The 9,930-nt window shown below is 59.5% G+C and carries 12 protein-coding genes; 8 read left to right on the top strand and 4 right to left on the bottom strand.

What is annotated here, in order from left to right; all coding sequences use genetic code 11:
- Nucleotides 1–176 precede the first annotated feature (176 nt).
- Entirely contained in the window at nt 177–1,271 is a 1,095-nt protein-coding gene (gene zapE, locus ACF8FG_RS01975) for a cell division protein ZapE (RefSeq protein ID WP_014592295.1), read from the top strand.
- 105 nt (nt 1,272–1,376) lie between these two features.
- On the opposite strand, the gene ACF8FG_RS01970 is transcribed toward zapE, so the two are convergent.
- Nucleotides 1,377–2,297, bottom strand: a complete 921-nt coding sequence (locus ACF8FG_RS01970) for a GlxA family transcriptional regulator (protein ID WP_172402841.1) — start codon at nt 2,295–2,297, stop codon at nt 1,377–1,379.
- 190 nt (nt 2,298–2,487) lie between these two features.
- Nucleotides 2,488–3,528 carry an NADP(H)-dependent aldo-keto reductase gene (locus ACF8FG_RS01965; protein ID WP_019439048.1) on the bottom strand — a complete coding sequence of 347 codons (1,041 nt, stop codon included), beginning with the start codon at nt 3,526–3,528 and terminating at the stop codon, nt 2,488–2,490.
- A gap of 258 nt (nt 3,529–3,786) precedes the next feature.
- On the opposite strand from ACF8FG_RS01965, the gene rplM reads away from it, so the two are divergent.
- From rplM to ACF8FG_RS01930, 7 genes are all read left to right on the top strand, one after another.
- Nucleotides 3,787–4,215 carry a 50S ribosomal protein L13 gene (rplM, locus tag ACF8FG_RS01960; protein ID WP_003251819.1) on the top strand — a complete coding sequence of 143 codons (429 nt, stop codon included), beginning with the start codon at nt 3,787–3,789 and terminating at the stop codon, nt 4,213–4,215.
- A gap of 14 nt (nt 4,216–4,229) precedes the next feature.
- Nucleotides 4,230–4,622 carry a 30S ribosomal protein S9 gene (gene rpsI, locus ACF8FG_RS01955; protein ID WP_003251821.1) on the top strand — a complete coding sequence of 131 codons (393 nt, stop codon included), beginning with the start codon at nt 4,230–4,232 and terminating at the stop codon, nt 4,620–4,622.
- Between the two features lie 261 nt (nt 4,623–4,883).
- On the top strand, nt 4,884–5,477 hold the full coding sequence (gene petA / locus ACF8FG_RS01950) for a ubiquinol-cytochrome c reductase iron-sulfur subunit (RefSeq protein WP_003251823.1): 594 nt from the start codon (nt 4,884–4,886) through the stop codon (nt 5,475–5,477).
- Nucleotides 5,477–6,688, top strand: coding sequence for a cytochrome bc complex cytochrome b subunit (locus ACF8FG_RS01945; RefSeq protein WP_010952438.1), 1,212 nt, complete (start codon nt 5,477–5,479; stop codon nt 6,686–6,688). The genes petA and ACF8FG_RS01945 overlap by 1 nt, the downstream gene beginning before the upstream one ends.
- Nucleotides 6,688–7,467: a cytochrome c1 gene (locus ACF8FG_RS01940; RefSeq protein ID WP_014592291.1), complete on the top strand. Its 780-nt coding sequence runs from the start codon at nt 6,688–6,690 to the stop codon at nt 7,465–7,467. The genes ACF8FG_RS01945 and ACF8FG_RS01940 overlap by 1 nt, the downstream gene beginning before the upstream one ends.
- Nucleotides 7,468–7,583: 116 nt before the next feature.
- The gene (locus ACF8FG_RS01935) at nt 7,584–8,207 is read left to right on the top strand and encodes a glutathione S-transferase N-terminal domain-containing protein (protein WP_014592290.1); all 624 of its coding nucleotides are present in this window, start codon (nt 7,584–7,586) and stop codon (nt 8,205–8,207) included.
- 10 nt (nt 8,208–8,217) lie between these two features.
- On the top strand, nt 8,218–8,649 hold the full coding sequence (locus ACF8FG_RS01930; protein WP_003251830.1) for a ClpXP protease specificity-enhancing factor: 432 nt from the start codon (nt 8,218–8,220) through the stop codon (nt 8,647–8,649).
- Between the two features lie 59 nt (nt 8,650–8,708).
- Here ACF8FG_RS01930 and ACF8FG_RS01925 read toward each other — a convergent pair whose 3' ends face one another.
- The gene (locus ACF8FG_RS01925; RefSeq protein ID WP_019439045.1) at nt 8,709–9,287 is read right to left on the bottom strand and encodes a BON domain-containing protein; all 579 of its coding nucleotides are present in this window, start codon (nt 9,285–9,287) and stop codon (nt 8,709–8,711) included.
- Nucleotides 9,284–9,877 carry a phosphoheptose isomerase gene (locus ACF8FG_RS01920; protein WP_012053657.1) on the bottom strand — a complete coding sequence of 198 codons (594 nt, stop codon included), beginning with the start codon at nt 9,875–9,877 and terminating at the stop codon, nt 9,284–9,286. The genes ACF8FG_RS01925 and ACF8FG_RS01920 overlap by 4 nt, the downstream gene beginning before the upstream one ends.
- Nucleotides 9,878–9,930: the final 53 nt, after the last annotated feature.

Raw genomic sequence — 9,930 nt, 5'->3', positions numbered from 1 at the left:
CTTCTTGGGGGCAGTCCATCCGTGTGGGAGCGGGTGTGCCCGCGAAACAGGCGCCGCGGTGCATGGCACCGGCTTTGCCGGTGTTCGCGGGCACGCCCGCTCCCACAGACTGATTGCCATTAAGCGGGCCTGTCGCTACAGTGACGGCCCGTTTTTTGTTGCCTCGCTAACGAATCATGACTCCCTTAGAACGCTATCAAGCAGATCTGAAACGTCCCGACTTCTTCCATGACGCGGCGCAGGAAACTGCGGTGCGTCACCTCCAGCGCCTGTACGACGACCTGGTGCATGCGCAGAACAACAAGCCGGGCGTGTTCGGCAAGCTGTTCGGCAAGAAGGAGCAGACTCCGGTCAAGGGCCTGTACTTCTGGGGTGGGGTGGGGCGAGGCAAGACCTACCTGGTTGATACCTTCTACGAAGCGCTGCCGTTCAAGCAGAAGATGCGTACGCACTTCCACCGCTTCATGAAGCGTGTGCACGAGGAGATGAAAACCCTCAAGGGCGAGAAGAACCCGCTGACCATCATTGCCAAGCGCTTCAGCGAAGAAGCCAAGGTGATCTGCTTCGACGAATTCTTCGTGTCGGACATTACCGACGCCATGATCCTCGGCACCTTGATGGAAGAGCTGTTCAAGAATGGCGTGTCGCTGGTGGCCACCTCCAACATCGTGCCGGACGGCCTGTACAAGGACGGCCTGCAGCGTGCGCGCTTCCTGCCGGCCATCGCCATGATCAAGCAGTACACCGACGTGGTGAACGTCGATAGCGGGGTCGACTACCGCCTGCGTCACCTGGAGCAGGCCGAACTGTTCCACTTCCCGCTCGATGACGCGGCGCACCAGAGCATGCGCGCCAGCTTCAAGGCGCTCACCCCTGAGTGCACCCAGGCGATCGAGAACGACGTGCTGATGATCGAGAACCGCCCGATCAATGCCCTGCGTACTTGCGACGACGTCGCCTGGTTCGACTTCCGCGCCCTGTGCGACGGGCCGCGCAGCCAGAACGACTACATTGAGTTGGGCAAGATCTTCCACGCCGTATTGCTGAGCAACGTGGAGCAGATGGGCGTCACCACCGACGACATCGCCCGCCGCTTCATCAACATGGTGGACGAGTTTTACGATCGCAACGTCAAGCTGATCATCTCGGCCGAGGTGGAGTTGAAGGACCTGTATACCGGTGGGCGTCTGAGCTTCGAGTTCCAGCGTACCCTGAGCCGGTTGCTGGAGATGCAGTCGCACGAATTCCTGGCGCGCGCACACAAGCCCTGACGCCAGCGGCAAGCTTCAGGCGGCAAGGAAAATTCAGGGCAATGCGCGATCCGCTCTGGTTTTTCTTGTCGCTTGAAGCTCGAAACCTGCCGCTCTGGAAGCCTTTCAGGCTTCCTGCATGAACTGCTGCCGATACTGGTTCGGCGACAACTCGGTGTGCTGGCGGAACAGTCGCGCAAAGAAACTGGCATCGTCATAGCCCACCTCGTAACTGATGGTCTTGATGCTCTTGCGCGTACTCGACAACAACCCCTTGGCTGTCTCGATGCGTAGCCGTTGCAGGTAGTGCAGCGGCTTGTCACCTGTTGCGCCCTGGAAGCGGCGCATGAAGTTGCGGATGCTCATGCCGTGGTTGCGGGCCACATCCTCGAAGCGGAACTTGTCGGCGAAGTGCTCCTCCAGCCAATGCTGGATCTGCAGGATGATCAGGTCCTGGTGCAGCTTCTGCCCGCCAAAGCCCATGCGCCCCGGGGTGTAGTTGCGTTGCACTTCGTAAAGGATATCGCGGGACACCGCACGGGCCACGTTGGCACCGCAGAAGCGTTCGATCAGGTAGATGTACAGGTCGCAGGCTGAAGTTGCACCGCCGGCGCAATAGATATTGTCGGCATCGGTCAGGTGCTTGTCCTGGTTCAGGCGGATCTGCGGGAAGCGTTCGGCAAAGCTGTTGAAGAAGCGCCAGTAGGTGGTCGCCTCCTTGCCATCGAGCAAGCCGGATTCGGCCAGCCAGAACACACCACTGGCCTCGGCGCACAGCACCGCGCCACGCGCGTGCTGTTCACGCAGCCACGGCAGCACCTGTGGATAACGTTGCAGCAGGTTGTCGAAATCATCCCAGTAGGCAGGGAGGATGATCACATCAGCGTCGTCCAGGCCGCCGTCAACCGGTAACTGCACATTGCTGAAGCTGTCCACGGGCTGGCTGTCGGGGCTCACCAGGCGGATTTCGAACATGGGCTGCAAGCCCAGGCCCAGCTGCTTGCTGTAGCGCAGGCTGGCGAGGTGGAAGAAGTCCTTGGCCTGCATCAAGGTCGAAGCGAACACCTTGTCAATGGCCAGGATGCTGACGCGCCGCAGCGACGCTGAGGGTTGGGTAAACATCATTGTCATTGTTCTTATAGGGTAGAGTGGTCAATCACCGGCTGGATCGTCTTATTTTTTGGCGATTGTGTCTACCCCATGTAACAGCGGCGCGAAGCGGGGCGCAGTGTTTGGCTCAAGGCGCCGGGTTGGGCTGCTCCTGATGAATGGCTTCGATCGCTGTCAGCAGATCGGCGCTCAGGTTCAGTTCAAGGCTGGCCAGGTTGCTGTCCAGTTGCTGCAAGCTGGTGGCGCCAATGATGTTGCTGGTCACGAACGGCTGTCGGGTGACGAACGCCAGGGCCATTTGCGCCGGGTCCAGGCCGTGCTCGCGGGCCAACTGCACGTAGCGGCTACAGGCCGCCACGGTCTGTGGGTTGGAGTAACGGGCAAAGCGGCTGAACAGGGTCAGGCGTGCATTGTTCGGCCGTGCGCCGTTCTCGTACTTGCCCGAGAGCATGCCGAAGGCCAGCGGCGAATAGGCCAGCAGGCCACACTGCTCGCGTATGGCCACTTCTGCCAGGCCCACCTCGAAGCTGCGGTTGAGCAGGTTGTAAGGGTTCTGGATCGATACCGCCCGTGGCCAGCCGCGGCTCTCGGCCAGCTGCAGGAATTTCATGGTGCCCCACGGCGTTTCGTTGGACAGGCCGATGTGGCGGATCTTGCCCGCACGCACCTGCTCGTCTAGCACTTCAAGGGTTTCTTCCAGTGGGGTGAAGTGATCTTGGGGCAGGTGCTGGTAGCCCAGCTTGCCGAAGAAGTTGGTGCTGCGCTCTGGCCAGTGCAGCTGGTACAGGTCAATGCGATCGGTCTGCAGGCGCTTGAGGCTTTCGTCCAGCGCCGCGACGATGTGCTGACGGTTGTGCTTGAGCTGCCCGTCACGGATATGGCTGATGCCGTTGCCCGGGCCTGCAACCTTGCTGGCCAGGATCCACGCGTCGCGGTCGCCATGGTCACGGAACCAGTTGCCGATGATGCGCTCGGTGGCCGCGTAGGTCTCCGGGCGGGGAGGGACCGGGTACATCTCGGCGGTGTCGATGAAGTTGACCCCGGCAGCCTTGGCCCGGGCAATCTGTTCGTAGGCCTCGGCCTGGATGTTCTGCTCGCCCCAGGTCATGGTGCCCAGGCACAGGGCGCTGACGTTGAGGTCGGTACGGCCGAGCTTGCGGTATTCCATCGGTTATTCACTCCTTGGCGATAGAAGCCAATCAAAGCAGGTTGAAATTTTTCGCGCAATCTGGATAATTCAGCCCCTCTCCGCGTGGCGGAAGTGATGCACCATCACGCAGGAAGAACCCCGTCGAACATTGGCGTGCCCGACCCGAGCCCCCAAAAGCGTCTGTGTTCGGCTGCGCGCTTGCCCTTGGCAAGCTGTGCACTATCCAGTAAGATTCGCCGTCTATTTTTCGCTGGGCGGCCTCTGAGGCTTTAGAGAATGAAAACTTTTACTGCTAAACCGGAAACAGTAAAGCGCGAGTGGTTCGTAGTCGACGCCGCTGGCCAGACCCTGGGTCGTCTGGCTACCGAAATCGCTACCCGTCTGCGTGGCAAACACAAACCAGAATACACCCCTCACGTTGACACCGGCGACTACATCGTCGTTATCAACGCCGAGCAGGTTCGTGTGACTGGTGCCAAGTCTTCCGACAAAATGTACTACTCCCACTCCGGTTTCCCAGGCGGTATCAAGGAAATCAACTTCGAGAAGTTGATCGCCAAGGCCCCTGAGCGTGTTATCGAAACTGCGGTCAAAGGCATGCTGCCTAAGAACCCGCTGGGTCGCGACATGTACCGCAAGCTGAAAGTGTACGCGGGTGCTGCTCACCCTCACACTGCTCAGCAGCCTCAAGAACTGAAGATCTAACGGGATAGTTCATTATGTCGGCGACTCAAAATTACGGCACTGGCCGTCGCAAGACCGCAACCGCTCGCGTATTCCTGCGTCCGGGTACTGGTAACATTTCCATCAACAACCGTTCTCTGGACGTGTTCTTCGGTCGCGAAACCGCTCGCATGGTTGTTCGCCAGCCGCTCGAGCTGACTGAATCCGTTGAGAAATTCGACATCTACGTCACCGTTTCCGGTGGTGGTGTCAGCGGTCAGGCCGGTGCGATCCGTCACGGTATCACCCGCGCTCTGATGGAATACGACGAAACCCTGCGTGGCGCTCTGCGTCGTGCTGGCTACGTCACCCGCGACGCTCGTGAAGTTGAGCGTAAGAAAGTGGGTCTGCGTAAAGCGCGTAAGCGTCCTCAGTACTCCAAGCGTTAATACCGCTTCGGCAGTCGAAAAAGCCCGGTTCCTTGGAACCGGGCTTTTTTTTTAGCCTTGAACTAACCTGTCAGCAGTCAGTGGCCGCTTGTCGCATAGACGTAGATCAAGCAAAGCGTGGGTTGTCGCCCTTGCCGGGGTAATCACCTTGTCAGTGTGTGGATTTGTTTCTTACCATGGCGGCCAATTTTTAGTGCCATTGACACAACCTAAGTACAGGCCAGGTCCAACTGGCCAAGCAAGCTGATGGGAGAGGACTGAATGAGCAATGACGGCGTCAACGCAGGCCGGCGCCGCTTCCTCGTAGCCGCGACATCCGTGGTCGGGGCGGCGGGGGCAGTGGGGGCTGCGGTACCGTTCGTGGGGTCATGGTTTCCCAGTGCCAAGGCGAAAGCCGCGGGTGCACCGGTGAAGGTCAACATCGCCAAGGTCGAGGCGGGGCAGCAGATGGTGGCCGAGTGGCGTGGCCAGCCCGTATTCATCGTGCGGCGAACGGAGGAAATCCTTGGCAATCTGAAAAAAATCACGGGTGACCTGTCCGACCCTGAGTCCAAGGCCTCGGTACAGCCAGCGTACGTCGACCCTGAGGTTCGCTCGATCAAGCCGGAAATTCTCATTCTCGTCGGCCTGTGCACGCACCTGGGCTGCTCGCCCACCTTCCGACCAGAAGTGGCGCCAGCCGACCTTGGGCCGAAATGGGTAGGTGGTTACTTCTGCCCGTGCCACGGCTCTCACTATGACCTGGCTGGCCGTGTCTACAAGTCCCAGCCAGCGCCTCTCAACCTGCCCGTGCCACCGCACTCTTATGAGTCGGACGAGATCATCGTCATTGGCGTCGACCAGGAGAACGCATGATGAGCAAGTTCATGGACTGGATTGATGCTCGCTTCCCCGCCACCAAGATGTGGGAAGACCACCTCAGCAAGTATTACGCACCCAAGAACTTCAACTTCCTGTACTTCTTCGGCTCCCTGGCATTGCTGGTGCTGGTCAACCAGATCGTGACCGGCGTGTGGCTGACCATGAGCTTCACGCCCTCGGCGGAAGAGGCGTTCGCCTCCGTCGAGTACATCATGCGTGACGTGGAATACGGCTGGATCCTGCGCTACCTGCATTCCACGGGGGCGTCAGCGTTCTTCATCGTGGTCTACCTGCACATGTTCCGCGGCCTGCTCTATGGCTCCTATCAGAAGCCACGCGAACTGGTCTGGCTGTTCGGTATGCTGATCTATCTGGCGCTGATGGCTGAAGCGTTCATGGGCTACCTGCTGCCATGGGGGCAGATGTCGTACTGGGGCGCCCAGGTGATCATCTCGCTGTTCGGTGCCATCCCGGTGATCGGTGATGACCTTACCCAGTGGATCCGTGGTGACTATCTGATCTCGGGCATCACCCTGAACCGCTTCTTTGCCCTGCATGTGGTTGCCCTGCCAATCGTGATTCTTGGCCTGGTGGTATTGCACATCCTCGCCTTGCACGAAGTGGGTTCGAACAACCCTGATGGCGTCGACATCAAGAAGAAAAAGGACGAAAACGGTATTCCGCTGGATGGTATTCCGTTCCACCCGTACTACACCGTCAAAGACATTGTCGGCGTGGTGGTGTTCCTGTTCGTGTTCTGCGCGGTGGTGTTCTTCTTCCCTGAAATGGGTGGTTACTTCCTGGAGAAACCTAACTTCGAGCAGGCCAACGCCTTCAAGACCCCAGAGCACATCGCGCCGGTGTGGTACTTCACACCGTTCTACGCAATCCTGCGTGCGGTGCCTGACAAACTGATGGGCGTCATTGCCATGGGGGCGGCCATCGCCGTGCTGTTCGTACTGCCTTGGCTCGACCGCAGTCCGGTGCGTTCCATGCGTTACAAGGGCTGGATCAGCAAGGTCTTCCTGCTGGTGTTCTGCGTGTCCTTCGTCATCCTCGGCGTGCTGGGCGTACTGGCACCGACACCTGGGCGTACTTTGCTGTCGCAGGTATGCACGGTGCTGTACTTCGCCTACTTCCTGCTGATGCCGTTCTACACAAGGCTCGAGAAGACCAAACCGGTTCCGGAAAGGGTGACTGGCTGATGAAAAAGTTGATTGCAGTATTTTTGCTGGCAGTGATGCCTGCCTTTTCCTTCGCTGCCGAAACTGGCCTTGAACTGGACAAGGTCGATATCGACCTGACTGACAAGGCCGCCATGCAGGACGGCGCGCGTACCTTCGCCAACTATTGCATGGGGTGTCACAGTGCCAAGTTCCAGCGTTACGAGCGGGTGGCTGATGATCTGGGTATCCCGCATGAATTGATGCTCGAGAAGCTGGTGTTCACAGGTGCCAAGATCGGTGACCACATGCAGATCGGCATGAAGCCCAGCGACGCCAAGACCTGGTTCGGTGCCGCGCCGCCCGATCTGACCCTGGTCGCCCGCGTGCGCGGTACCGATTGGCTTTACACCTACCTGCGCAGTTTCTATGAGGACCCATCGCGCCCTTATGGGGTGAACAACAAGGTATTCCCGAACGTCGGCATGCCTAACGTGCTGGTGGGTCTGCAGGGTAACCAGGTGGTGGGTTGCAAGCAGGTGCAGACGGTGGTCGATGGCAAGAAGCAATTCGACCCGTTGACCGGGAGCCCGTTGACCCATGAAGCTTGCGATCAGCTGACCATTACGCCGAATTCCGGTACCCTGACGGCCGAGCAGTTCGACGAGAAGGTCAAGAACCTTGTGACCTTCCTGGCCTATTCGGCCAACCCAGTCAAACTGGAAAGCCAGCGCATCGGCACCTATGTGTTGCTGTATCTGGCTTTCTTCTTCGTATTCGCCTACTTGCTCAAGCGTGAATACTGGAAGGACGTGCACTGATCACGCAGTAGTTTCTGGTTGTTGAACGCGCCCGGGGTGGCCTAGCAGTATTGCCAGGCCACCCCGGGCGCGTTTTCATTTAAAGTTGCACAAGCATCCGTGCGAGGAGCCGCTACATGGGCGCAACCAACAGGTTAGCCTGCTATTCCGATCCCGCTGATCACTATTCTCATCGGGTGCGCCTGGTTCTGGCCGAGAAGGGCGTCAGCGTGCAGTTGATCGATGTCGATCCCGCCCGCCTGCCGCCGAAGCTGGCCGAGGTCAACCCCTATGGCAGCGTGCCGACCTTGGTCGACCGTGACCTGGCGTTGTATGAATCGACCGTGGTGATGGAATACCTCGAGGAGCGTTACCCGCACCCGCCGCTGATGCCGGTATACCCGGTGGCGCGTGGCAACAGCCGTCTGCTGATGCACCGCATCCAGCGCGACTGGTGTGCCTTGGCCGATACCGTGCTTGACCCGCGTAGCAGTGAAGCTGCCCGAACCGAAGCGCGCAAGGCCTTGCGCGAAAGCCTGACCGGGGTCTCGCCGTTGTTCAGCGAGTTCGCCTGCTTCATGAGTGATGAGCAAAGCCTGGTCGATTGCTGTCTATTGCCCATACTCTGGCGTTTGCCGGTGTTGGGTATCGAATTGCCGCGGCAAGCCAAGCCGCTGCTGGATTACATGGAGCGCCAGTTCGCCCGCGAGCCTTTTCAGGCGAGCCTGTCCTCCGTAGAACGTGAAATGCGCAAGCTTTAAGGAGCCGTTGATGAACTCCAGTCGCCCCTATCTGGTTCGAGCACTGTACGAGTGGATCGTCGACAACGATTGCACGCCCCATATGCTGGTCAATGCCGAATTCCCGAAAGTTCAGGTGCCGGATGGTTTCGCCAGTGATGGCCAGATCGTCTTGAATATCTCGCCAAGTGCCGTGCGTAGCCTGCACATGGACAATGACGCAGTCAGCTTCGAGGGCCGCTTCAGTGGCGTGGCTCACTCGCTGTTCGTGCCGGTTGGTGCAATCCTGGGTATCTACGCCCGCGAAAATGGCCAGGGTATGGTCTTCGAGCTGGAGCCGTCTTCGATGGATGGCGACGAGCTGGAAGACGATGATGTGCAGCCGGATGACGATGGCCCGCCAGACGATGGAGGGCAGCCGCCGCGTCCGACTGGCCGGCCAAGCCTGAAAGTGGTCAAGTAACAAAAAAGGCGATCCGGATGGATCGCCTTTTTGTTTGGCCTGTCCAGGCAATCACTGAGTCAATCGATGTACTCGAACAGCTTGACGATCTTCTGCACGCCCGACACGCCCTGCACCACGGCAGTGGCCGAGTTGGCTTCTTGACGGGTGACCAGACCCAGCAGGTAGACGATCCCGTTTTCGGTAATCACCTTGATGCGCGAGCTGGGCACGGCGCTGTCGGTCAGCATCTGGGTCTTGATCTTGGTGGTCAGCCAGGCGTCGTTGTTGCGCGCCAGAATGGAGGAGGGCTGCATCACTTGCAGCTCGTTGTGGACTTTCTTGACCCGCTGGACCTGGCTGGCGGTTTGCTCCGCGAGGCTCTTGAGGTCGGCGCGCGGGGTCTGACCGGCCAGCAGAACGATGCCGTTGTAGCTGCTGACAACGATGTGCGAGCCCTTGTCCAGGTCTGGGTTGGCTTTGGAAATGTTCACGGCGGCCTTGGTCTCGATCAGCGAGTCGTCGATCTTGCTGCCGATGGTGCGCGTGCCGCGATCGTCCTCGATCGGCGAATTGCGGGTAGAGGTGAGTACCGAGCTGCAACCAGTGACGCTCAGGCACAGGGTCAGGGCCATCAGGCCGAGGCGCATAGGGGTCATTCTTCACTCCCGAACAGTTGGCTGTCGATCAGATCGCACAGGCAGTGGATCGCCAGCAGGTGGACTTCCTGGATACGCGCGGTAACTGTCGAAGGTACGCGGATTTCCACGTCCTCGGGCAGCAGCAGCGAAGCCATGCCGCCGCCGTCGCGACCCGTCAATGCTACGACAATCATTTCACGGTCATGTGCGGCCTGGATCGCCTGGATCACGTTGGCCGAATTGCCGCTGGTAGAGATCGCCAGCAGAACGTCACCGGGCTGGCCCAGGGCGCGGATCTGCTTGGAAAAGACTTCGTTGTAGCTGTAGTCGTTGGCGATCGAGGTCAGGGTCGAGCTGTCGGTGGTCAGCGCGATGGCCGGCAGGCTGGGGCGCTCGCGCTCGAAGCGGTTGAGCAGCTCCGATGAAAAGTGCTGGGCATCGCCGGCCGAGCCGCCGTTGCCGCAGGCGAGCATCTTGCCCTCGTTGAGCAACGCATTGACCATGACCAGGCTGGCCTGCTCGATGTGCGGTGCCAGGATGTCCATTGCCTGTTGCTTGGTTTCGATGCTGGCCTCGAACAGCCGGCGAATTCGGGATTGCATGTCCATCTGGTGACCTTAAATGGGGCGGTGGCCTTTGCTACGCGCAACAACGACCAGCC

Origin of the sequence: Pseudomonas sp. YQ_6 (assembly GCF_043103245.1) — a bacterium.
In the GTDB taxonomy this organism is placed as follows: Bacteria; Pseudomonadota; Gammaproteobacteria; order Pseudomonadales; family Pseudomonadaceae; genus Aquipseudomonas; species Aquipseudomonas alloputida.
Note: the sequence above shows the minus strand (reverse complement) of the source record. Positions and strands in the feature narration are given on the sequence as shown.

Excerpts from the sequence above, each read along its gene's own strand:
- ACF8FG_RS01930 (WP_003251830.1), top strand. The coding sequence starts at position 8,218 with ATGAACTCCAGTCGCCCCTATCTGGTTCGAGCACTGTACGAGTGGATC.
- petA (WP_003251823.1), top strand. The coding sequence starts at position 4,884 with ATGAGCAATGACGGCGTCAACGCAGGCCGGCGCCGCTTCCTCGTAGCC.
- ACF8FG_RS01935 (WP_014592290.1), top strand. The coding sequence starts at position 7,584 with ATGGGCGCAACCAACAGGTTAGCCTGCTATTCCGATCCCGCTGATCAC.
- ACF8FG_RS01965 (WP_019439048.1), bottom strand. The coding sequence starts at position 3,528 with ATGGAATACCGCAAGCTCGGCCGTACCGACCTCAACGTCAGCGCCCTG.
- ACF8FG_RS01940 (WP_014592291.1), top strand. The coding sequence starts at position 6,688 with ATGAAAAAGTTGATTGCAGTATTTTTGCTGGCAGTGATGCCTGCCTTT.
- rplM (WP_003251819.1), top strand. The coding sequence starts at position 3,787 with ATGAAAACTTTTACTGCTAAACCGGAAACAGTAAAGCGCGAGTGGTTC.
- ACF8FG_RS01925 (WP_019439045.1), bottom strand. The coding sequence starts at position 9,287 with ATGACCCCTATGCGCCTCGGCCTGATGGCCCTGACCCTGTGCCTGAGC.
- rpsI (WP_003251821.1), top strand. The coding sequence starts at position 4,230 with ATGTCGGCGACTCAAAATTACGGCACTGGCCGTCGCAAGACCGCAACC.
- ACF8FG_RS01920 (WP_012053657.1), bottom strand. The coding sequence starts at position 9,877 with ATGGACATGCAATCCCGAATTCGCCGGCTGTTCGAGGCCAGCATCGAA.
- ACF8FG_RS01945 (WP_010952438.1), top strand. The coding sequence starts at position 5,477 with ATGAGCAAGTTCATGGACTGGATTGATGCTCGCTTCCCCGCCACCAAG.
- zapE (WP_014592295.1), top strand. The coding sequence starts at position 177 with ATGACTCCCTTAGAACGCTATCAAGCAGATCTGAAACGTCCCGACTTC.
- ACF8FG_RS01970 (WP_172402841.1), bottom strand. The coding sequence starts at position 2,297 with ATGCAGGCCAAGGACTTCTTCCACCTCGCCAGCCTGCGCTACAGCAAG.